The 23,201-nt window shown below is 65.1% G+C and carries 18 protein-coding genes; 5 read left to right on the plus strand and 13 right to left on the minus strand.

Translation table 11 applies throughout. The annotated features are described in order from the left end of the window. Positions 1 to 2: 2 nt before the first annotated feature. Positions 3 to 2,621, minus strand: a complete 2,619-nt coding sequence (locus AiwAL_RS08040) for a YfhO family protein (protein WP_235705139.1) — start codon at positions 2,619 to 2,621, stop codon at positions 3 to 5. Continuing rightward, a complete protein-coding gene (locus AiwAL_RS08045; protein ID WP_262312480.1) occupies positions 2,622 to 3,128 on the minus strand; it encodes a GNAT family N-acetyltransferase in 507 nt (168 codons plus the stop codon). A 230-nt stretch (positions 3,129 to 3,358) separates the two neighbouring features. Between AiwAL_RS08045 and AiwAL_RS08050 the strand changes: the two genes are divergently transcribed. Together AiwAL_RS08050 and AiwAL_RS08055 are read left to right on the plus strand one after the other, a co-directional pair. Continuing rightward, positions 3,359 to 4,561: an AAA family ATPase gene (locus AiwAL_RS08050; protein WP_262312481.1), complete on the plus strand. Its 1,203-nt coding sequence runs from the start codon at positions 3,359 to 3,361 to the stop codon at positions 4,559 to 4,561. Continuing rightward, positions 4,558 to 5,052, plus strand: a complete 495-nt coding sequence (locus tag AiwAL_RS08055; RefSeq protein ID WP_262312482.1) for a hypothetical protein — start codon at positions 4,558 to 4,560, stop codon at positions 5,050 to 5,052. The genes AiwAL_RS08050 and AiwAL_RS08055 overlap by 4 nt, the downstream gene beginning before the upstream one ends. Before the next feature lie 55 nt (positions 5,053 to 5,107). Here the strand turns inward: AiwAL_RS08055 and cysN are convergent, their stop codons facing one another. From cysN to AiwAL_RS08090, 7 genes are all read right to left on the minus strand, one after another. Then, entirely contained in the window at positions 5,108 to 6,988 is a 1,881-nt protein-coding gene (gene cysN, locus AiwAL_RS08060) for a sulfate adenylyltransferase subunit CysN (RefSeq protein ID WP_262312483.1), read from the minus strand. Further along, positions 6,988 to 7,929, minus strand: coding sequence for a sulfate adenylyltransferase subunit CysD (cysD, locus tag AiwAL_RS08065; protein ID WP_262312484.1), 942 nt, complete (start codon positions 7,927 to 7,929; stop codon positions 6,988 to 6,990). Before cysD ends, cysN begins: the two co-directional genes overlap by 1 nt. A gap of 173 nt (positions 7,930 to 8,102) precedes the next feature. Beyond that, entirely contained in the window at positions 8,103 to 9,635 is a 1,533-nt protein-coding gene (locus AiwAL_RS08070; RefSeq protein WP_235705133.1) for a Do family serine endopeptidase, read from the minus strand. Positions 9,636 to 9,879: 244 nt separating this feature from the next. Then, entirely contained in the window at positions 9,880 to 10,611 is a 732-nt protein-coding gene (locus AiwAL_RS08075) for a pirin-like bicupin family protein (RefSeq protein ID WP_235705131.1), read from the minus strand. A 77-nt stretch (positions 10,612 to 10,688) separates the two neighbouring features. Continuing rightward, a complete protein-coding gene (locus tag AiwAL_RS08080; protein ID WP_235705129.1) occupies positions 10,689 to 11,138 on the minus strand; it encodes a MarR family winged helix-turn-helix transcriptional regulator in 450 nt (149 codons plus the stop codon). 15 nt (positions 11,139 to 11,153) lie between these two features. Continuing rightward, the gene (locus tag AiwAL_RS08085; RefSeq protein ID WP_235705127.1) at positions 11,154 to 12,032 is read right to left on the minus strand and encodes a universal stress protein; all 879 of its coding nucleotides are present in this window, start codon (positions 12,030 to 12,032) and stop codon (positions 11,154 to 11,156) included. 50 nt (positions 12,033 to 12,082) lie between these two features. Next, the gene (locus tag AiwAL_RS08090) at positions 12,083 to 13,123 is read right to left on the minus strand and encodes a rod shape-determining protein (protein ID WP_235705125.1); all 1,041 of its coding nucleotides are present in this window, start codon (positions 13,121 to 13,123) and stop codon (positions 12,083 to 12,085) included. Positions 13,124 to 13,566: 443 nt separating this feature from the next. Here AiwAL_RS08090 and AiwAL_RS08095 point away from each other — a divergent pair, with 443 nt between their 5' ends. Together AiwAL_RS08095 and AiwAL_RS08100 are read left to right on the plus strand one after the other, a co-directional pair. Beyond that, the gene (locus tag AiwAL_RS08095; RefSeq protein WP_235705124.1) at positions 13,567 to 13,821 is read left to right on the plus strand and encodes a YMGG-like glycine zipper-containing protein; all 255 of its coding nucleotides are present in this window, start codon (positions 13,567 to 13,569) and stop codon (positions 13,819 to 13,821) included. Between the two features lie 200 nt (positions 13,822 to 14,021). Then, positions 14,022 to 15,803 (plus strand): SLC13 family permease, encoded by a 1,782-nt coding sequence (locus AiwAL_RS08100; protein ID WP_262312485.1) that lies wholly within the window; start codon positions 14,022 to 14,024, stop codon positions 15,801 to 15,803. A gap of 6 nt (positions 15,804 to 15,809) precedes the next feature. Here AiwAL_RS08100 and AiwAL_RS08105 read toward each other — a convergent pair whose 3' ends face one another. Next, positions 15,810 to 16,394: a GNAT family N-acetyltransferase gene (locus AiwAL_RS08105; protein WP_235705122.1), complete on the minus strand. Its 585-nt coding sequence runs from the start codon at positions 16,392 to 16,394 to the stop codon at positions 15,810 to 15,812. 18 nt (positions 16,395 to 16,412) lie between these two features. Further along, a complete protein-coding gene (gene ndk / locus AiwAL_RS08110; RefSeq protein WP_262312486.1) occupies positions 16,413 to 16,835 on the minus strand; it encodes a nucleoside-diphosphate kinase in 423 nt (140 codons plus the stop codon). Between the two features lie 251 nt (positions 16,836 to 17,086). Between ndk and AiwAL_RS08115 the strand changes: the two genes are divergently transcribed. Next, the gene (locus tag AiwAL_RS08115) at positions 17,087 to 18,952 is read left to right on the plus strand and encodes an ABC-F family ATP-binding cassette domain-containing protein (RefSeq protein WP_235704974.1); all 1,866 of its coding nucleotides are present in this window, start codon (positions 17,087 to 17,089) and stop codon (positions 18,950 to 18,952) included. Between the two features lie 38 nt (positions 18,953 to 18,990). Here the strand turns inward: AiwAL_RS08115 and AiwAL_RS08120 are convergent, their stop codons facing one another. After that, positions 18,991 to 20,202, minus strand: coding sequence for an outer membrane beta-barrel protein (locus tag AiwAL_RS08120; RefSeq protein ID WP_235704975.1), 1,212 nt, complete (start codon positions 20,200 to 20,202; stop codon positions 18,991 to 18,993). A 176-nt stretch (positions 20,203 to 20,378) separates the two neighbouring features. Continuing rightward, complete coding sequence (locus AiwAL_RS08125) at positions 20,379 to 23,195, minus strand: ATP-dependent DNA helicase (protein ID WP_262312487.1); 2,817 nt, start codon at positions 23,193 to 23,195, stop codon at positions 20,379 to 20,381. Between the last annotated feature and the right edge of the window lie 6 nt (positions 23,196 to 23,201).

Below are 23,201 nucleotides of genomic sequence, written 5' to 3' on the forward strand. Positions count from 1 at the left end.
GTTTATAGGCGTGGCACAGGCATTCCGCCAAGCATCCGGCGGTCCCGGATCATCAATCCGGCGGCGAGGACGAGGGCGGCGAGCGCCAGGGCGCAGGCGAGCCGGGTGAGGCGCGGACGATAGAAGAACACCACGCGGCTGCGCCCGGCCGGCAGCATCACCGACTGGAACAAGGGGCCGGCATGGGCGATCGGCACGGGTTTGCCGCCGATGCGCGCGTGCCAGCCGCCGAACCACGCCTCGCGCCGAATCAGTCGGGTTGGTGCCGGGCAATCGGCGGTGACGCGGTTCCAGCCCGCGCCGGCCAGGGTGCAGCCTTGTGCTGTATAAAACGGGCTGACCCCGGCGAGGCTATAGATCCGCATCACCTGGTCGCGATAGACGAGGCGCGGCGCCGGTTGGGGCAGTGGTGTCGAAAAGCCGAGGCGCGGCGCGGTGATCGGCGGCGATTTGCCGTCCGCAGCGATTCGCCCGGTCCAGAACGCCACGCCGCTGCCGGAAGGATGGCGAAACCGGTAGCGCAATGCTGTTCCCGGCGGGATATCCAGCACGTGATCGAGATGGATCGGCAGATACGCATCGTCCGACGCGCGATCCAGCGATGCCGCGCCGTGCGCGCAATCGGTCCCGGCGCAAAGTGTCGCGAGCAAGGGGCCGCGCGCGGCACCGTCATAGGTGCCGATCAGGACCGAAACGACCGCGATCCGGCGCAGCCGCACCAGGCCGGCCGGCAATCCGCCGTGAATCTCGGTGGCGCCCTGCACGTTGATCGCGCGAATCGTGGCCGGATCGAGGCGCAGATGCTCGGTATCGCGGAACGGGTTGTCGCCCGGCGGGGCGAGCACGTATTTTACGCCGAGCGCCTGATAGGCCGGGATATGGCGGCGCAGCGCCGCCGTCTGATCGGCGATGGTGGAAAACAATTTCCAGCCGAGATGACTCTGGCCGTAGGCGATCCAGTTCGCCGCGACCGGCAATTGATTGCTGTTGATCGAGGCGATTCGGGATGAAGCCGGATAGTTCGGGCCAAACGGCAGCAGGGTGAAAAACCGCGCCAGCCCCTGGTGTTGCGCCAGGAACGTAACGCCGCCGCGCTCCAGCCGGCCCGACCACGCGGCGGAGAACTGGCCGGAGGCCAACGCCGCCGTCGCGTCGCCCAGGGCCAGAACCGCGAGGATCAGCCGCGCCGCCCGCGCCGGCCGCGCGGCGAGCAGGAGGAGAACCGAAGCGGCGCAGGCGAGTTCGGCAAAGCAGGCGATCATGCCGAAATTCAACAGGTCTGGGCTGGCACGGTACCAGGCGCGCAGTGCCGGCAAAGCGGGCCACACCGACACCGCGACGATCAGGCCGAGCAGTGCTCCGGCGCCAAGCACCGCCCGCCTTGGCAGCGCGCCGTCCCGTTGCCAGCGATCCAGCGCGAGTCCGGCCATGACCAGGAGCGCGAGATCCATCGCCGGGCTTGCGAAGCGGATCGCGTCGCTCGCGCCGACGAAGGGGATCAGGTTCACCAGGAACCGCACCGGCGCGACGCCGCGCAGCCGCAGCGCCCAGACCAGCACGTATCCGGCCAGAACCAGGACGAGGCCGCGATGCCGGGTGCGGCACGTCAGCGCGGCGCTGGCGAGGCCGAGCGCGACCACGCCGAACCAGGTGCCGAGCTGGGACCAGGCGATGCCGAGGGTTTCGCCGTAGGGTGGCACCAGCGACGCCGGCGCGGGGGCCGCGATCGGTCCGTAGATGAACGGCAGGACTGGCAAGGGCAGGCCGGAATACGGAACCGCGATCCGTGCGAAGAATCCGCCATGCGGCCCGAGAAAGGACACCGCGACATAATGCAGGAACGGAATCAGCAGCGGCGCCGCGAAAGCCAGTCCGAGCCCGGCGCCGAGGGCGATCTTTCCGGCGAACCGCCAGCGATCGGCGCCGAGCAGAACGGCATGGCGCAGCGTCCAGACCGCGGCGAGCAGCCCGCCGAAATAGGCGATCTCGGGATAGCCGGCATAGAGCATGGCCGCGAGCGAAGCGGCGATCCCGCCCCAGCCGAGCGGGGTTCGGGCCTCGGCCGCGCGCGCGGCACGCTCGATCCCGAGCAGCAGAAGCGGCATGAACGGCAGCGGCCCGGCGGCGTGCGGGACCATGAAAAACGTGCCGCTCAGCGCATAGAGCGCCCCCGCCGCGAAGGCGGCGAAGCGGGTCGCGCCGAGTTCGAGCAGCAGGGCGTAGAGCGCCACACCGCTCAGGCCCTGCAGCACCAGCCGCAGGATCAGCCAGCCATGGGCGAGGCGCAGCAGCAGAACGAAGGGCAGAAAGAACGAGAGAGTCTGCATTTCGGCGGCCAGAGGCATGCCGATGCCGGTATAGGGGTTCCACCAGGGGATGATGCCGGCGAGCCAGTCCTTGGCGGACAGCATGCCCTGCGCCTCGGTGATCAGGCCGATCGTCGGGTCGAACCAGGTCGGCGAGCCGGGCCAGGGGCCGAGCCGCAGATGAGTGGCCAGCGAGGAGAAGAACAGCGCCGGGTCGGCGTGCATCACGCCGGCGATCAGCAGGAGATTGGCAAGGCACGGCAGCGCCGCGAAGCCGAGCAGCGGCCAGAAGTGGCGGCGCAGGGCGGCGACCATCTAATCGCGCAGCCGGGCCATCAGCAGGGAATCGACCAACAGGCCCCCGCGCAATGCATAGGCGCGCTGCCGGCCTTCCTCGACGAAGCCGAATTTTTCGTAAAGCGCGATCGCGCGGCCGTTATCGGCGAACACGCAGAGTTCGATCCGCTTGAGGCCGAGCCAGTGATCGGCGAGGTCGGTCAGCGCATCGATCAGCGCGGTGCCGACACCTCTGTCCTGCCAATGATCGGCGACCATCATGCCGAGTCCCGCCGCGTGTGCCCGCCGCCCGGCGTAGCGATCGAGGCTGGCCGAGCCGATCGGCGCCCCATCGGCTTCGGCGACGATGAAATGATTGTTCGGTCCAAGTTTGGCGAGATAGATCTCGCTCGCTTCGACGCGGCCGAACGGCAGCGCGAGCGTGCCCCAGCGCACGCCGGGCAGGTTGCGGATCGCGCACAGCCCGGCGGCGTCATCCTGCCGAGCGGCGCGGAGGAAAAACGGCTTGCCGGTCGTTTCGCTCATCGACCGCTGCTATCATCCCCCGAGGCGACCGTCCATTCCGCCTCGGTGACCCAGTTTGAATTTCCGCTGGGTGGATAGCTGCTGGTCTGCCTTCCAGTGGTGGATACGGATACCGGACATCAAGCCGTTGTCGGAATTTGGGCCGGGAGCGGACCTGCTAGTTTGGGTGGGTAGTCCGTTTTGCAACACCGTGATAGAACGTCCCAGAATTAGTGAGCGGAACCAATCGCATGCCGAACCGAAGGAAAGGGACGGGCAATACCAGCCTGATGAAGAAATCGCGGAAAAACACCTCCCACTCCCTTCGGATTAGAGATTTTGCGCATCTAGCCGATGTTAATCTATCTTTCGGCGACCTGACGGTATTGGTGGGACCTCAAGGGGCAGGCAAGAGCCTCGCTCTACAATGGCTTAAAATTGCGCTGGATGGTCGCCAGATGGTGGAAGCGTTACGCGCGGCTGGTCATCCAGCGGATCGATCGGATGCATTGATTGATCTGATATTCGGAACGGGAATGGCAATGGGTTGGCATGCCGGTTCTTCGAGGATTCAATTTGGACAAACTTCCATAGAGCCAAAAAACATCGCACGACGGGGGACAGGTAAAGAAGAGCTGTTCTTTGTTCCCGCGCATCGTTCCATGCTGATAAGTGACGGGTGGGCGGCTCCGTTTCAGAAGCTGAATTCTGACACACCGGTTGTCGCTCGCCTGTTCAGCCAGAATTTATTCGACCGTTTTAGCGATAAAGATGCAGGAACTCTTTTCCCTGTCGAGAAGAGGCTCAAACAGGTGATCCGGGATAAAATCGATGAGGCCGTGTTTCATGGCGGATTAGTGGGCATCCAGGAAGACCAACAGCACGCGCTCAGACTGCGGCTTGTTCACGGAGATATGCACCTTCCCTTCATGACCTGGACCGCTGGGCAACGGGAGTTTACCCCATTATTGCTTGGACTTTATCATCTTTTGCCCCGCACGAAACAGCGGAAGCGAGATGAGACAAATTGGATAGTTATCGAAGAACCCGAAATGGGTCTACATCCGCAAGCAATTACAGCGGTTATGTTGCTTGTTATCGATCTGATTTGGCGCGGCTACAGAGTAATCCTTTCGACACACTCCCCCCATGTGCTTGCCTTCCTTTGGTTGATGAGATTGTTGAAGGAGAATCATGCTCGTTGGCAACTGGTTTGCAATGCCCTTGATGTAAAAACAGCGTCGATGCAAGCCGTGGCGAAGGCAGCTCTCCAAAAGGAATACCAGGCATTCCTTCTTGAGTTTGACCCAGATGGAAAGGTTAGCTCGGTCGATATTTCTAACCTAGACCCAAGTTCTGACGACGAGCGTATAGCAGGATGGGGTGGTCTCACTAGCTATTCATCTCGCTTCGCCGAAACTGTCCGAACCGCTGTGAACCAGAACCCAAAGTGACCAAGACGATCCGCAGAAGGCAAATTCAAGCGTCAAATACCCCAGTTCGCGCGGCATTAAAGACAGATTCGACGCTGCTGAACATCGTTAAAGACGGACTTGGTGCAGTCGTAGTGTCCCATCGCAGTTATTTCGATGAGGGTGTTCGGTCCTTGTTTGGAGACAGTCTGGATATTGATGCGGCGCTCAAAGAAGGAAAGGAGCAAGAAAACCGTTGGGACTACCTCCTCGGCCATACGCAAAGCAATAAGATAATTGGTGTAGAACCTCACTCGGCCGAAAACAGCGAGATCACGACAGTAATAAAGAAACGTAAAGCCGCTTTGTCACAACTCCAAGAGCACCTACGCGCCGGAGTTCTTGTGTCAAAATGGCTTTGGGTTGCATCTGGCAGAGTTCAATTTGCACCAATGGAGAAGGCAACTCTTCGCTTGGCACAAAATGGGATCGAATTTGTTGGGAGGAAAATAAAAAACAAACACTTTAGCTAGACTTTGGCAACTACTGGTCCGCTCTCCACACACACGAGATTCCGTCCCCGTCGGGCTACTCCGAAAACCCGAGCGCGTCGCGCAGGGCGGCGATCATCGCGTCGGCCAGCGAGTCCGGCGTCGCGGTTTCGGTGTGGAGATGGAATTCCGGCGCTTCCGGCGGCTCATACGGGCTGTCGATGCCGGTGAAATTGCGGATCTGCCCGGCATCGGCCTTGCGATACAGGCCCTTCGGGTCGCGCTGGCGGCAGACATCGATCGGCGTATCGACGAACACCTCGTGGAACAGGCCGGGTTCGACCAGTTCGCGCGCCATCCGCCGCTCGGCGCGGAACGGCGAGATGAAGCTGACCAAAACGATCAACCCGGCATCGGCGAACAGTTTCGCCACCTCGGCGACGCGGCGGATGTTTTCCACCCGGTCGGCATCGGTGAAGCCGAGATCGCGGTTCAGCCCGTGGCGGACATTATCGCCGTCGAGCAGATAGGTATGCGCGCCGAGCAGATGCAGCTTGGCTTCGACGAGATTGGCGATGGTCGATTTGCCGGCGCCGGACAGGCCAGTGAACCAGAGGATCGCCGGGCGGTGCCGGTTGCGCGCCTCGCGCGCGGCGCGGTCGATAGTCAGCGCCTGACGGTGGATGTTGGTCGCCCGGCCCAGCGGATGGCGCACCATGCCGGCGGCGACCGTCGCATTGGTCAGCCGGTCGATCAGGATGAACGCGCCGGTGCGCCGGTTGGCGGTGTAGGGATCGAAGGCGACGGGTGCGGCCAGCGCCAGGTTCACCGCGGCAACCTCGTTCAGCGCCAGGCTGTCAGCGGCGAGATGGTCGAAATTATTGACGTTAATCTTGTGCTTGATTTTCGACACCACGCCCGAGACGGTCGCGGTGCCGATCCGCACCACATAGGGCCGGCCCGGCAGCAGCGGCGCCTCGGCCATCCAGACGATATCGGCGGCGAACTGGTCGGCGACCTCGGGCCGTGCCTCGGGGGCGGCGAGCAGATCGCCGCGCGAAATGTCGATCTCATCGTCCAGCGTCAGCGTCACCGCATCGCCGGCGCGGGCGGCCGCGCGGTCGCCATCGGCGGTGACGATGCGGGCGACGCGGCTCGTCCGGCCCGACGCCGCGACAATGACCGGATCGCCCGTGCTGATCGCGCCGCCCGCGATGGTGCCGGCATAGCCGCGGAACGAGGCATCCGGCCGGTTGACCCATTGCACCGGCAGGCGGAACGGCCCGGATGCCGCGATGCCCGGCTCGATGCGTTCGAGATGCTCGAGCAGCGTCGGGCCGTCATACCAGCCCATGCGCGCGCTGCGATGTACCACATTATCGCCGTGCCGGGCGGAGAGCGGGATCGGGGCGATCGTCTCGAAATGGAATTGCTCGGCGAGGCTCGCGAAGTCGCGCGCGATCGCTTCGAACCGCGCCTGATCGAAGCCGATCAGGTCGATCTTGTTCACCGCCAGAACCACGTGACGGATGCCCAAAAGATCGGCGATGAAGGCGTGGCGGCGGGTCTGGGTCAGCAGCCCCTGGCTGGCGTCGACCAGCAGGATCGCGAGTTGCGCGGTGGAGGCGCCGGTCGCCATGTTGCGGGTATATTGCTCGTGGCCGGGCGTGTCGGCGATGATGAATTTGCGGCGCGGTGTGGCCATGAACCGATAGGCGACATCGATGGTGATGCCCTGCTCGCGCTCGGCCTCCAGCCCATCGACCAGGAGAGAAAAGTCGATATTGGCGCCGTCGGTGCCGAATTTTTTCGAGTCGCGTTCGAGCGCCGCACGCTGATCGTCGGGGATGTTGTCGGTATCGAACAGCAGCCGGCCGATCAGCGTCGATTTGCCGTCATCGACCGAGCCGCAGGTCAGCAGGCGCAGCAGCGAGCGGGCGGACCCAGGTTGGGCGGGCGGGAGGCGCATGTCGTTCATCAGAAGTAACCCTCCCGCTTCTTCTTTTCCATCGCCGCCGAATCGTCATGGTCGATCAGCCGGCCCTGGCGTTCGGACAGGCGCGAGGCGCGCATCTCGGCGAGCACCGCGCCGAGGGTTTCGGCGTCCGATTCGATCGCGGCGGTCAGCGGGTAGCAGCCGAGGGTGCGGAACCGCACGGTGCGGAGCTGCGGCACCTCGCCGGGCAGGAGCGGCAGGCGGTCGTCATCCGCCATGATGAGCTGGCCGCCGCGCTCCACCACCGGGCGCGGTTTCGCGAAATAGAGCGGCACCACCGGGATGTTCTCTCTCGCGATGTAATTCCACACATCGGCCTCGGTCCAGTTCGACAGCGGAAACACCCGCATGGTCTGGCCGGAGGCGAGGCGCGTGTTGAACAAGGTCCAGAGTTCCGGCCGCTGCGCTTTCGGGTCCCAGCCATGATGCGCGCTGCGCACCGAGAAAATCCGCTCCTTGGCGCGGGATTTTTCCTCGTCGCGGCGTGCGCCGCCGAACGCCGCGTCGAATTTCAGATCGTCGAGCGCCGATTTCAGCGGCTCGGTCTTCATGATCTGAGTATAGGTCGAGGCGGAATAGTTGAACGGGTCAACTCCGCGCGCCGCCGCCTCGCCGTTGGTGCGCACGATCAGTTCGAGGCCGAGGCGCTTTACCGTCGCGTCGCGGAACGCGATCATTTCGCGGAATTTCCAGCCGGTATCGACATGCAGCAGGCTGAAGGGCGGCTTGGCGGGGTAGAACGCCTTCATCGCCAGATGCAGCATGACCGATGAGTCCTTGCCGATCGAATAGAGCATCACCGGATTGCGGAATCCCGCGACCGCCTCGCGGATGATTTCGATGCTCTCGGCTTCGAGAGCGGCAAGATCGGCGCTCTCGCCGGCAATTCCGGCTTCAGTCCTGGAGTCGGCGAGCAAATTCATGGCAATCCCGCGATTAGGGTGTGTACCCAATGGCGCCGCGACAGGCGGCGACAGCCACGCCGTGAAAACAGAAATGTCCCCGGCTCGCAAGAGCCGGGGAAAATTTTGGCACAATAAGGCGTTTTTAGCCGCGTTATAGAGAAAGTTTTTTCAATTTTCGCCAAAATAAAAAATTATTTTTTGGCGCCCGGCTTGGGCAGCGGCACCGCGACGAAGATCGCCTGATTGCCGCGCATCACCCGGAGCGCGATCGCCTTGGCCTTTTGTGTCTCGGCCTTGTGGATCGCATCGACCGCCTGGTTCGGATTGGCGATCGCGGAGCTGCCGACGCCGACGATCACGTCGCCCGAGCGCAGCCCGGCCTCGTCCGCCGGGGAGTTCGGCGTGACATGCGCGACCAGGGCGCCGGTGCTGCTCATCGGCATGTTGAGCTGCTGGCGGTCGGTCTCGGTCAGCGGCGCCAGGGTCAGGCCGAGTTCCGGCTTCTTCGCCACCGTGCTGCTGGTGCTGTTATTGCCGCCCTGATTGAACGCCGCCTGAGCGTTGGCCGGCATTTTCTCGACCGTGATGGTGACGTCGTGCGGCTTGCCGTCGCGCAGATAGCTGACATGCGCGGTATTGCCCGGCTTGATGTCGGAAATCGCGAGAGCGAGATCGCGCGGATCGGTCACGGCCTTGCCGTCGACCTTGGTGATCACGTCGCCGGGCTTGATTCCCGCCTTCGCCGCCGGGCTGTTCGGCTCGGTCGCGGCGATCAGCGCGCCCTTTGCCTTGCCGTCCTTGGTCTTGATGCCCATCGCCTGCGCCATTTCCGGGCTGATGAGCTGCACCTGAACGCCGATGAAGCCGCGGGTGACATGACCGCTCTTGATCAGGTCGGCCGTGATGCGCTTGACCATGTCGGACGGGATCGAGAAGCCGATGCCGACCGAGCCGCCGGTCGGCGTCAGGATCGCGGTATTCACCCCGATTACCTCGCCCTTCTGGTTCAGCAGGGGGCCGCCGGAATTGCCCTCGTTGATCGGCGCGTCGACCTGGATGAAGCTGTCGTACTCGCCATCGCCGATATCGCGGCCGAGTGCGGAGACCACGCCGGTCGTCACGGTTTCGGCGAGGCCGAACGGGTTGCCGATCGCGATTACCCATTGGCCGGGCACGACTTTCGCCGAATCGCCGAGTTCGAGATAGGGGAACGGCTTCGCCCGCGTCACCTTCAGTACCGCGAGATCGGTATTGGGGTCGGTGCCGACCACCTTGGCCGGCAGACGCTCACCGTCCGACAGGGTGACGAACACCGATTTGGCGTGTTTGACCACGTGGTTGTTGGTGACGAGATAGCCTTTCGGGCTGATGAAGAAGCCCGAACCCTTGGCCTCGACCGCCTGCTGCTGTTGGGGATTCGGAAACGGAAACGGGAACGGGAAGGGCATGCCCTGAGGCCCCTGCATCTGGCCCTGGGCGTTGACCGCGTTCTGCACCTTGAGATGCACCGTGACCGACACCACCGCCGGCTTCACGTCCTTGACCAGCGGCGCGAAGCTCGGAATCGGCTTGAAATCTTGCTGGACTTTGGCGGTCGCGTTGAGCGACTGATCGCCGGCGAGAGCCGGACGCAGCGAAACGGCGGCAAGCGCGGTTCCGGCGAGCAGCACGGCGGAGAGGGCCGCGATGCGCTGCGGCCGGCGTCGTGCGACGAAGACTGTCATTCAGCTTTTCCTTTGTTTTTGGCCGGCGGTACCGGCCGGGGAGGGATCGCGTCGGCTCCGATCGCGGGCCGGACGAGCCTGACGGCTCGGCCGTCCTGCCGCGACGAACGGTGATGTTGCATCATCGGCAGGTTCGGCACAATTGTTTCGCCAGTCTGCATCATTCGCGTTACGGATCGATTTACCTCGCTCGCGATAGAGGGACGATTCTAAACGCGGGCAAGGGTCTGCGATGAAACTCGTTTCATCCGCGCACATCCACAAGCACCAACTCGGTTTCTTCGGCCCCGGCCTCGATCACGATCGCGCGTTCGCCGCTGACCGCGACGCCATCACGTGACGACGCGTCCACACCATCGCGTGACGATGCGTCCGCGTTTCTGACCGAAATAGAGCCGGTTGCCGCGACCAGATAGGCGGCGCGGCCCGGCGCCATGTCGTAGGTTGCCCGCTCGCCGGGGGCGAGGCGCGCCGCGAGCACGGCGGCGTCGGCATAGAGCGGCAGGGCGCCAAGTTCGGCATCGCCGGGCCGCCCGCCCGCCAGCACCTGCAGGCCCGATCCCGCCATGCGCGGGAATTCCCGGCTCGCCCAGCCGGGTTCGACCCCGGTGCGGTCCGGCACGATCCAGATCTGGAACAGCCGCGTGGGTTCGGCTTCCCTGTTGTATTCGGCATGGACGATGCCGGTGCCCGCGTGCATCACCTGCACGTCGCCCGCGCGCGTCACCCCCTCGTTGCCGAGATTGTCGCGATGGGTGATCGCGCCCTGCCGGATGAAGGTGATGATTTCCATGTCGCGGTGCGGGTGCGGGTCGAATCCGGCACTGGGCGCGATTTCGTCGTCGTTCCAGACGCGCAAGCTCCCCCAGCCCATCCGGCCGCGGTCATGATACTGGCCGAAGCTGAAGTGATGGTGCGCGTTCAGCCAGTCGTTGCGAAACCGTCCGATGCCCTCGAAGGGGCGCAGTTCGATCATGGGGAGATCTCCTGATAAGCGCGAAGTTGCGCTGTTATAGTTCGATATCAAACTATATAGCGCGAGGCTCTTCCGATTCAATCTCCCGCCGCACCCTTCCCGAGCCGGCGCAGCAGCCGGTCGAGTTCCGCCAGCTCCACGCCGGTTACCCCCGCCATCGCGGCGGCGATATCCTCGGCGTGGCCGGGGAACAGACCCTCGATGAAGGCGCGGCCGGAGTCGGTCAGCACCACCCGCACGCTGCGCCGGTCTTCCTTGCAGGCGACCCGCTCGACCAACCCGCGCCGGGCGAGCTTGTCGATCACGTCGGTCAGATTGCCGGGGCTGGTGAGCAGTTTGCGCGTCAGGTCGCGCTGGGTGAGCGGGCCGAGATGCAGGACCGCCTCGAGCACGCCGAGTTGGGTATGGGTCAGCCCGGCCTCGGCAAGGCGCGGCAGGGTGCGCGCGACCACGGCGCGGCTGGCGCGCAGCAGCTTCACATAGGCCCGCACCGCCGCGATGGTCGCCGCATCCTCGACGCCGTACATCACACCATCACGAATTCATCGGTTCATCAGCACGGCGGTCGTGGCGTGTTCCAGCACGTGGCGCGTCACGCCGCCCAGGATGAGCTGGCGCAGGCGCGAATGCGAATAGGCGCCCATCGCAAGCAGGTCGGCGCCGTACTCGGTCACCGCGGCGAGCAACCCGGCGCCGACGCTGCGGTCGATCGCGCGGAATGCGGCGATTTCGGCGGCGATGCCGTGCAGTTCCAGGAATCCAGCCAGCCGGTCGGCCCCCGGCCCCTGGCGCTGATAGTCCTCGGAGTGGAAAATCCGCACCTGTTCGGCCTCGGCGAGCCAGGGCAGCACCGAGGCGACGGCGGACGCGCTCTCCGCCGTGCCGTTCCAGGCGATGGCGATGCGCGCGCCGATCGTCTCCGGCACGCCCGCCGGCGCGATCAGCGCGGGCCGGCCGGAATCGAACAGCACGGCGTGCAGCGCGTCGGCGGAGGCGACCTCCTCGGCGGATTTCGGGTGCGGCACCACGATCAGATCGGACAACCGCGCCTCGCCGGCGACCAGTTCCTCCTCGCGGCCGATCACCGATTCGAAGCGCGCGCTGGAGGCGCGCACCGCACCGTCCGCGGCGCGGACCGGCGCGCCGACCGCGATGCCGCGCGCGCCGGTTTCCGCCTCGAACAGGGCGGCGAGCGCGCGAGCCTCGGAATGGCCCTCCTTCTCGGTGCTCGCCATCATCTCCTCGATCATCGCGCCGGACAGACCCTCGCCGGCCAGCGGGGCGACGTCGCGCGTGTCGGTGCGGACGTGAAACGCATGGACATGGGCACCCCAGCGCCCGGCCAGCATCAGCGCGGTGCTCAGGGCGCCGCGCGCCGAGGCGACGCCGGCCAGCGGCAGCAGGATTTTCCGTATCGCCATGATCAAGTCCCCCGAAAACGAACGCGTGATCGACTTAAAGTCGTCACGCTCTAATACATCGAAGAAAGGACGGTGCGCAGCCGTTTCAACTCCTCGAGCGCGCGGCCGGTCCCCATGGCGACGCATTGCAGCGGGTCTTCCGCGATCACCACGGGAAGGCCGGTCGATTCGCGCAGCACGTCGTCCAGCCGGTGCAGCAGCGCGCCGCCGCCGGTGAGCACGATGCCCTTATCGACGATATCGGCGGCGAGTTCGGGCGGCGTGTTCTCGAGCGCCACCTTCACCGCCTCGATGATCTGGCTGACCGGCTCGACCAGGCTTTCGGCGATCTGCGCCTGGCTGACCGTCACTTCGCGCGGCACGCCGTTGATCAGGTCGCGGCCCTTGACCTCGCGCAGCGGGCCGGGAGCCTTGGGGTCGGCCCAGGCGGCGCCGATATCGAGCTTGATCTTTTCCGCCGAGGATTCGCCGATCAGCAGGTTATGGTTACGCCTGATATAGGAAATGATCGCCTCGTCCATCTTGTCGCCGCCGACCCGCACCGACCGCGAATAGACGATGCCGCCGAGCGAGATCACCGCGACCTCGGTGGTGCCGCCGCCGACATCGACGACCATCGAGCCCGACGGCTCGGTCACCGGCAAGCCGGCCCCGATCGCGGCCGCCATTGGCTCCTCGATCAGCAGCACCTTGCGCGCCCCGGCGCTCTCCGCACTTTCCTGGATCGCCCGGCGTTCCACCGCGGTCGAGCCGGAAGGGACGCAGACGATGATCATCGGCGAGGCGAAGCCCCGCCGGTTATGCACCTTGCGGATGAAATGCTTGATCATTTCCTCCGCCACCTCGAAATCCGCGATCACTCCGTCGCGCAGCGGCCGGATCGCCGAGATATTGCCGGGGGTGCGGCCGAGCATGTGCTTGGCTTCCTCGCCGACCGCCAGCACCTGCTTACGGCCCTTGACCTCGGCGATCGCGACGACCGAGGGTTCGTCGAGCACGATTCCGCGGCCCTTGACATAGACAAGCGTGTTGGCAGTACCCAAATCAATGGCCATGTCGGCGGACATGAGCCCGAGAAGCCGAGAGAACATGGAATCCTTTCTGCGCAGCGTCGGCGAAACCAGAGGAAAGCGATATCTTCCGTCTGGCGGCGGCACGGGCGAAGAGTCAAGGTGGCGAAAGCGAACGGAAGCACCGTACGGCACGGCGCATCCGTCCGATTAGCCGCTAGTGTCCCGATTTGGAAGTTCGTCAGGGTTGGCGAAGGCGGTCTACGAACTTGCAAATCGAGTAGGACACTAGCAAGCCTTTGATTTTAGTGTGGTTTATGATTCTGAAATTCCTAAAACCGCTGCCTCACTCAGGCACATAGGAATTTCAGAACCGCCACACTAGTGTCGCGATTTGAAAGTTCGTTCGTGCCGGCCGGCTGCCATGATCCCGCCATATCCTCGCCGTGACAATGCCGACATGATCCGGCAATCGTGATGCAAAGAACGAGACGTTATCAGGCCGATTCAGAAGGAGAACAAGTATGACACGCGCTACCTCACGCAAGCTTCTCACCCCCGCCTTGCTCGCGGGCCTGGCCCTCAGCCTCGCCGCCTGCGGCTATACGCCAGGGTCGCGCGCCCTGTCCGGCGGCGCGATCGGCGCCGGCACCGGTGCCATTATCGGTGCCGCGACCGGCGGTTCGCCGGCGATGGGTGCTTTGATCGGCGGCGGCGTCGGCGCGCTCGGCGGCGCGCTGACCAACCCGAACACCGTCAATCTTGGTCCCGCGCCGTAAACCGCGATCGATCATAGAGGACTTGAAAGGGAGGCCGAAGCCTCCCTTTTTTAGAGCACTTTCAGGCTGACCGTAACCAGGTTAGCTTGAAAGCGCTCTAATTATTTGTTTTTGCGAGAAATTTTATCAGATCTGATTGGCTCTCTGATTCAATCAGATCTGATAAAATTGCTCTAGGCTCTCTCGCACAGGGACGCCCCATGCCGCTCGGCCAGATGATCGTGTTCACCGTGATCGGCGGCAGCCTCGTCCTGTTTCTGACCGGCCTGATCCGTTACGATCTGGTTGCCGTGCTGGCACTGATGGTGCTTGCGGTCAGCCACGTGCTCAAGGCGAAGCAGGTGTTCACCGGCTTCGCCAATCCGGCGGTGATCACGATCGCGTCGGTGCTGGTGATGGGCCACGCGCTCTGGCAGTCCGGCGTGGTCGATTTCATCGCCAAGTGGCTCGGCCGTGTCGCCAGATCGCCGGGCAGCCAGATGGTCGCGCTGACCGGCACGGAAGCGCTGTGTTCGGCGCTGATCAACGATACCGGCGCTCTTGGCGTATTCATGCCGGTCGCGATTCGGCTTGCCCGCAAATCAGAAACCAGCCCGTCGCGGTTTCTGATGCCGCTTTCGTTCAGCGCGTTTCTCGGCGGCATGACCACGCTGATCGGCACCCCGCCGAACATCATCATCGCCGCCTATCGCGGCCAGCTCGGCCACGGCAATTTCACCATGTTCTCGTTCACCCCGGTGGGGGCGGGCGTCGCCGTGGCGGGGCTGGTCTTCATGGCGCTGGCGAGCCGGTTTCTGGTGCCCGAGCGCCAGAGCGGCAAGGGCGAGGACGAGCATTACGGCATCGCCAAATATCTCACCGAGGCCGAAATCGACAAGGACAGCCCTTTCGCCGGCAAGACGCTCGGCGAGCTGGAAGCCAAGGTCGAGGCGGACTTCGCCGTGGTCGGGCTGGTGCGCGGCGACGACCGCAGGCTCGCCCCGCGCCCCCATCAGCGTCTTGCCGCCGGCGATCGGCTGGTGATCGAGGCGGGTGCCGACAACCTCACTGCCCTGCTCGACGCCGCCAAGCTCACCCTGGCCGAGGATAAGGAGATCGAGGACGATTTCCTGAAATCGAAAGATATCGAGGTGGTGGAATGCATCGTCCAGCCCGGCTCCCGGCTGGTCGGGCGTTCCGCCCGGTCGCTCGGGCTGCGCCGCCGGTATGGCGTCAACCTGCTGGCGGTCGCCCGGCACGGCGAACGCATCAAGGGACGTTATTCCGACATCCCGCTTGTGGCCGGCGACGTTCTGCTGCTCCAGGGCGATGCCGATACGCTGGACGAGGTGATGACGCGGCTCGACTGCCTACCGCTCGCCGAACGCGACATCCGGCTCGGGAAGCCGACTCGCATCGTCACCGCCCTGGGCATTTTCGCCGCCGCGATTGTCCTCGCCGCGACCAATGCGCTGGCGACCGACGTGGCGTTTACCTGCGGCGCGCTGGCGATGGTGCTGGCGCGGCTGATCTCGGTGCGCGACATCTATGACGCGATCGAATGGCCGGTGATCATCCTGCTCGGCGCGATTATTCCGGTGGGGCAGGCGCTGCAACAGACCGGCGGTGCCAAGACGATCGCCGGCCTGTTCGTCGCGCTCGCCCATCATATGCCGCCCTTCGGCATCATCGCGGTGATGCTGCTGGGCACGCTGCTGTTGTCGAACGCGGTGAATCACGCGGCGACCGCCGTGCTGATGGCGCCGGTCGCGGCAGGGGTCGCGCACGGGATGCATGTCGGGGTCGATCCGCTGCTGATGGCGGTCGCGGTCGGCGCCTCGGCGCCGATGCTGATCCCGACCGGCCATCCATGCAACGTGCTGGTGATGGGGCCGGGCGGCTACAAATTCAGCGACTACTGGCGGCTCGGCCTGCCGCTCAGCCTGGTGGTGATGGCGGTGGCCGTGCCGCTGATCATGCTGGTCTGGCCGCTGCATCGTTAGAGCGTATCAGCCGGTAATGTCCCTTACGAGAATTAGGGTATCCTCGCCGCGGAACGATGTGATCGGGCCGGCGACGAAACCGGCCTTCTCCGCGACGCGTATCGATGCGCGATGATTAGGGTCTGTGAGGCAGACAGTCCTGCGGTAAGGAGTTTCATGGTCGAGCCATGCGAGCGCGACGCCGAGGGCTTCGCTCGCGAAACCTTGACCATGCGCCCACGATGCCAGGGCCCACCCCGCTTCGGGAATACCGTTTATCGAGGGTTCAATCGGCCGGTGGAAATCCGCAAACCCGATATCGCCGATGAAGCGTCCAGTCTGCTTTTCCTGTATTGCCCAATACCCGTATCCGAGCAGCGGCCACAGACCGGAATAGGTGACAAGCCGCATCCAGGATTCGGTGCGGCTTGAGGGTTTGCCGGAAATATGCTTGACGACCTCGGGATCGGCCCATATCGTCGCCAGCTCCTCGAAATCACTCCGCTCGTGCGGTCGGAGAACCAGCCGACTGGTTTCGAGCATGACTGGCCTTCCGGCATCATTCATGGCAGGCATCTTCCGATGCTCCCGCGATGACAGCTTGGTGGCCATCGCGGGTGGAGCAAAAGATCAGCCGGTGATCTCGATCCCGGCGAAGAAAAAGGAAATTTCCTGGGCGGCGGTATCGGCGGCATCCGAGCCGTGCACCGAGTTCGCCTCGATATCCTTGGCGAATTCCGCCCGGATCGTGCCGGCATCGGCTTTTTTCGGATCGGTGGCGCCCATGATCTCGCGGTTCTTCGCGACCGCATCCTCGCCCTCGAGCACCTGGGCGACCACCGGGCCGGAGGTCATGAACGACACCAGACCGCCGAAGAACGGCCGCTCCCTGTGAACCGCATAAAACGCCTCGGCCTGCGCCTGGGTGAGCCGGAGCCGCTTCTGGGCGACGATGCGCAGCCCGGCCGCCTCGAACTTGGCGTTGATCCGCCCGGTCAGGTTGCGGCGGGTCGCGTCGGGCTTGATGATCGACAAAGTGTGTTCGGTGGCCATGCTTGGTCTCTTTTCAGTTGGTAAAGAATTGCGGGCGGCCATAGCCGCACCGTGCGGGGTGGGCAAGCCCCGCCCTCTGCGATAGCTAGCCAGTGCGGTGGTTCTGAAATTCCCAACATGCCCGCGGCGGCAATTTTGGGAATTTCAGAACCACCGCACTGAAATCAAATGTTTGCTAGTGTCCTGCTCGATTCGGAAGTTCGTAGGATGCCTCGGTCAGCGCAGCCGAACTTCCGAATCGGAACACTAGCATGAGCCTGCTCCGTATCGAAAACCTGTCCTTCAGCCTCGCCGGTCGCGCATTGCTCGACCACGCTGCCCTGACCGTCGATCCGGGCCGCAAGATCGGCCTGATCGGCCGCAACGGCGCGGGCAAATCCACCCTGCTCAAGCTCATCACGGGGATTCATGCCCCCGACGGGGGCACGATCAAACTCGCCAGCCGCGCGCGGCTCGGCACCGTCGCGCAGGAAGCGCCGGCGGGCGAGGTCACTCCGATGGCGGCGGTGCTCGAAGCCGATCTCGAACGTATGGCGCTGCTTGCCGAAACAGATCACGCCGCGCCCGAACGGCTCGCGGAAATCCACGACCGGCTGATCGCGATCGACGCGGACTCCGCCGAAGCGCGCGCCGGCGCGATCCTCGCCGGGCTCGGCTTCGACGAAGCCGCGCAGAACCGGCCGATGGCCAGTTTCTCCGGCGGGTGGCGGATGCGTGTCGCCCTCGCCGCCGCCCTGTTCGCCGCACCCGATCTGCTGCTGCTCGACGAGCCGACCAATCATCTCGACCTGGAAGCCACGCTCTGGCTGGAAAACTGGCTCGCCCGGTTTCCGGGATCGGTGGTGATGGTCTCGCATGATCGCGACCTGCTCGACCGCGCGGTGGATTCGATCGCCCATCTCGATCGCGGCAAAATCACCCTCACGCCCGGCGGCTTCGCCGAATTCGTGCGCATCCGCACCGAGCGCGCCGAGCAGCAGAACCGGGAGGCCGCGCGCATCGCCGCCCAGCGCGCCCATATGCAGGCATTCGTCGATCGGTTCCGCGCCAAGGCCAGCAAGGCGCGGCAGGCGCAGTCGCGCCTCAAGGCGCTGGGCCGGATGCCGATGATCGACACTATTGTGGAGGACGCGCCGACCCGCTTTGCCTTTCCCGAACCGAAGGAACTGGCGCCGCCTTTGCTCTCGCTCGACCGGGTGACGCTTGGGTATGACGGCCGTGCGGTGCTGAACGATGTCAGCCTCCGGGTCGATATGGAGGATCGCATCGCCCTGCTCGGGGCCAACGGCAACGGCAAATCGACGCTCGCCAAGGCCCTGGCCGGGCGGCTCGCCCCGATGAGCGGCGCCGCCTTCCGCACCCGCGGCATCACCGTGGGCTATTTCGCCCAGCACCAGGAGGATGATCTGGAGCTTGGCGACACGCCGCTGCTTCATCTCGCCCGCGTGCTGCCGAACGCGACGGTGACTCAGTTGCGCGCCCAGGGTGCGCGGTTCGGGCTCGACGCGGCGCGAATCGAAACCAAAGTGAGCAAGCTCTCCGGCGGCGAGAAGGCGCGGCTGCTTCTGGCACTCGCCACGCGGGATGCCCCGCAGGTGCTCATCCTCGACGAGCCGACCAACCATCTCGATATCGACGCGCGCGAGGCGCTGGTGCGGGCGCTGACCGACTTTCCGGGTGCCGTCATTCTGGTCACCCACGACACTCATCTGATCGATCTGGTCGCCGACCGGCTGCTTCTGGTCTCGGGTGGCAGCGTGGTGGATTACGACGACGAACTCGAAGCCTATCGCCGGCTGATCACCCAGAAAAATTCCGCCCCCGCGCAGGACCGCAAAGCGGCGCCGACACGTGACGATCGCAAATCCCGAGCGGAAGCGCGCGAAGCAACGGCGCCGTTGCGCCGCACCGCGCGCGACGCGGAGAAGAAAATCAAGACGCTGGATACGGAGCGAAAGCGTCTGGAAGCGAAGCTGGCCGATGCGGCTTTCTACGCCCGCGCGAAGCCGGAGGAGATCGCGTCGCTCAACCAGCGCCTCGCGGCCATCGCGACCGAGATCGCGGCAGCGGAATCCGCGTGGCTGGAAGCCGAGTCGGCGTTGGAAGGTGCGAACTGACCGGACAGAGGTAACTCCGTCCGGTCGTCACCTTCGGATCAGAACAGAATGCCGCCTTCGAGCAGGAAGTCGGCCTGATTGCGGCTGCCGCCATCATTGCCGTAGCCGCGCGAGCCGTTGTTGCTGAACTTGGTCAGGTGCAGCAGCCCGACATCGCCACGCACGAACAGATATTTGTGCTGCCAGGTCGGCGAAATGGAAACGCCGATGCCTTGCGCGCCCGGATTGATGAACCAGTTATCCGGCCCGTTGCTCGAGAAATATTCCGCCCAGGCGCCGATCGAGTAGGGTGACTTGCCGAACTGGTAGTCGGCGAACAGGGCGGCGCCGAGATTACTCGAGTATTTGTCGAGCCCGAGCTTGTGATCAACCTTGGCATAGACATACTGCACTTCCGGCACGAGGTTCAGGTTGCCGAGCGTGTAGCTGTAATAGGCGCCGATCATCGTCGAGTTGACGAAATACGGGCCGAAATTGGCCACGGTCGACTTGTCGTAAGGAAGATTGGCCGAGCCGTAGATATTCGCGTTCAGCCCGGTGCGGCCGAGATTGGTCGCGCCGTAGACCGACAGGCTGTTATTGCTGTTGAACGTGTAGGTCACCAGCCCCTGCAGGAAGTTCCATACGCCAGTATCCCAGCCGTCGCCGAAGGTCAGCGTGCCGGAGACCGGCCCCTGCGTATAGGTCGCGGTCACGCCGCGGCTCTGCGAGTTCTCGACCGAGAAGAGGTCGGTGGTCAGCAGATTGGCGTTGTTCCAGTCGATGCCCGATTCATAGCCTTCGAGCGAGGCGATCTGGCCGGCGGAAATGCTGAAATTCGTGTTCGGTGCCAGGGTCACGTAGCCGGCATAGAGCGGGCCGGTGGAAAAGGTCTGCACCGAGGTGCGGGTCGGCGCGGCGCCGAGAACGAACGAGGTGGTGGAACCGACCTCGACGGTGAACTGCACGAGCCCGGTCGTCTTCTGCACCTGGATCAGCCCGTTGAGGAATTCCGCGCCGGTCGCCTTATCGGTGCCGAGCAGGCCGGGATTCGCCGAATTACCGGTGCCCGACAGGCCGTAGAAATAGCCGTCCGCGCCGCCGGAGAGTTCAAGCGGCCCCAGCGGTCCGCCATCGATCTTGATATTCGCCGGGCCGTTGAACGCCTGGGCCGATTGCAGCGCCAGCATCGACAGCGCCGAGCCGAAGCCAAGCGCGATCAGCCTCGAACGTTTCAGCCTCTCGCGCTTCGTAGACTTGGTAGCCTGCATAAAGCCTCCTGTTTGATCTTTTCTTGCGCAATTTGCATGGTTTTTCATCGAAATCGGCGAAAAATCATGTTGCAACGCAAAACATTGAGAACGACCGCAAGCTATATGCCAACGCATTTTGCCGCGACATGACAATGCGGCACACGCAAAGATTGATTCCGACTGTTGCTAATATGTTACATATAAGAGGCGAAAAACCCCCCGATCGCCCCGATCGTCTCCGCGAGACCGAGGCTTTGCACCGTAACCTCCGCCGGGAACGCGGCGTGCAGCCGCGAGGGCATCGCCCGGTCGAGCAGCACGAACACGCCCCGGTCCGAGTCGCGCCGGATCAGCCGGCCGAATGCCTGGCGCAGGCGCAGACGCACGATCGCATCGTCGTAGGATTTCGGATTGCCACCGGCGAGATGGGTGCGCCGCACCCGGTGCAGAATGTCCGGGCGCGGCCAGGGCGTGCGCTCGAACACCACCAGCCGCAACGCGTTACCCGGCACATCGACACCATCGCGCATCGCATCGGTGCCGAGCAGACACGCGTGCTCCTCGGCGCGGAAAATATCGACCAGCGTGGCGTTGTTCATCGCATCGACATGCTGGGCGTAGAGCGGGATATTCGCCGCCGCCAGCGCGGGCGCGATGCGGGTATGCACCGCGCGCAGCCGGGAAATCGCGGTGAACAGGCCGAGCGCGCCGCCGCCCGAGGCGATGAACAACGCGCGAAACGCGGCGGCCAGGGCGTCGATATTGTCGCGCGGCGCGTCCCGCACCACGAAAATCCGCGTCTGCGCCTCATAATCGAAGGGCGAGGCGAAGGCGGCGCGAATCGCGGGTGCGGCCAGATGCGCCGCCCCGCTGCGCGCCTCGGCGCCGCGCCAGCCGGATTCGGCGTCCCGGTCCGCGCTATCCCGAAGTGTGGCCGAGGTGATCAGCAACCCGTGCGACGGTGCGGCGACCGTCTCCGCGAAAGCCTCGGTCGGGTCGAGCAGATGCGACAGCAGCGCCGCATCGCGGCCGAGCCGGATGAACAGCACGCTGTGCGGCCGTTCGCCGGGCGCGGGCGGGGCCGCGTTCGCCGCCGCCAGCATCCGACGCCACGCGGCTACCGGGTCGATCGCCCGGCGATGCAGGCCGCGCGCCATCGCCTCGATGCGCTGGCGATCCTTTTCCTCGATCGTCGCGGCCTCCTCGTCGAGCCGGTCGAGCAGCCGCGCGCGCAGCGCCTTCAGCGGCGCCTCCAGCCGGGCGAGTGCGCGGTCCAGCACCGACGCCGCCTCGGCCAGTTCGGGTTCGGCGGGATACAGATCGACCTCGATGCCCAGCCCCGAATCTCGTTCCCGCTCGGCGGCACGGGCGCGCGCCTGGGCGGCAAGCGCGGCCAGAAACGTCTCCGCCGGCCCCGATCCCACCGCGTCGAGCTGGGCATCGCCACTCTCGGCAAGCCGGGCGAAAAACGCCGCGCCCGGCAGCACGCGGGCGGCGATCAGCGCGGCCTGCAACGGTGCGGCGAGCCGGTCATCCGCCTCGATGAGATCTTCCAGCCGTTTGGCGATGCCGCGCGCGCGCGACCGGCCGCCCTCGGCCCCGAGCAGCCAGCGCCGCAACTCCGCCATCGCGATGCCCGACAGTTCGGCGGAAAACGCGCTGTCGGCGGCGTCGAACAGATGATGCCCTTCGTCGAACACGTAGCGGGTCGGCACGTTGGAATCGTCCAGGCCGCCCCACACCGCCTGCGCCATCACCAGCGCGTGGTTGGCGATCACCAGATCGGCGTGGCGCGCACGGCGGATCACGTGCTCGATGGTGCAGCGCTTCCAGTGCGGGCAGGCGGCATGGATGCACTCGCCGCGCCGGTCGGCGATCTGCGGCAGCAGCCCGGCGCCGAACAATTCGGGAAACCAGCCCGGCAGATCGCCGCCCGCGACATCGTGATCGTTCGAGGCACGCGCCCAGCGCGCGATCAGCCCGAGTGCGATCAGATTCGGGCTCCGCCCGGCATTGACCGCTTCCTCATAGTTCAGCAGGCACAGATAATTCTCCCGCCCCTTGCGCAGCACCACCCGCGCGCGCAGCCGCGCCGGGTCGGGCTCCAGCCGGGCCAGTTCCTGCTCGATCTGGCGCTGCAAATGGCGGGTATAAGTGGAAATCCACACCGCGCCCTGGTTGCGTTCCGCCCAGAGCGAGGCGGGTGCGAGATAGCCCAGCGTCTTGCCGGTGCCGGTGCCGGCCTCGGCGAGCACGCAGTGCGGCGCATCCTGGGTGGCGCGCGGCGCGAAGGCGGCGGTCGCGGCGGAAGCATAGTCGGACTGAGATTGCCGCGCCTCGGCCCGATCGCCGAGCAATTCGGCAAGTCTTGTGCGCGCGGCGTCCGGCGGCACCGGAAAGGCCGATGGCGGTGGGCGCGGCGCCTCATCCTCCCATTCCGGCAGGATCGACCAGAGGCGCAGCGCCGCCCGATCCGGCCGCGCCGCCGCATCGTCGAGCGCCGCGGCGACCGCGCCCGCCCACGGCCAGCCCGCGCCCCCTTCGTTGCGCTTCCAGTGATCCTTCGGATCGCTGGACCCTTGCGCAACTCCGCCCATCAGCGCGGCCAGCCCGGCGGCGTTGCGGTTCATCGCGAGTTTTCGCCCCTGTGCGAGGCGCGCCAGCAGCGAAGCGGCAAGATCGGGCAGCATCGCCGCCGCGTCCTCCAGCCCGCGCGGCGGATCGATATCGAGCGCGCGGGCGAGGCCCGCCGGCGTCGGTGCCGCGTTTTGCGCCGGCATGACGAAGGCGAACAATTCGAGCAGGTCGAGCACTTGCATGGTGATGCCGAGCCGCTTCAGCGTCGCCGGGCCATGCACCACCAAGGGCGGCGGAGAGTCGCGCAGGGCGGCGCGGGCATTCTCCACCGACAGCACGCGCAATTCACCGTCGCTGCTCAGAATCGCGGCGCGCCCAGGGGCGCTGACCAGCGCCGGGGCATCGGGAAGCAGAAGTCGCGGCGCGGAGTCCATGACTGA

The sequence above is a fragment of the Acidiphilium sp. AL genome, from assembly GCF_025499445.1.
In the GTDB taxonomy this organism is placed as follows: domain Bacteria; phylum Pseudomonadota; class Alphaproteobacteria; order Acetobacterales; family Acetobacteraceae; genus Acidiphilium; species Acidiphilium iwatense.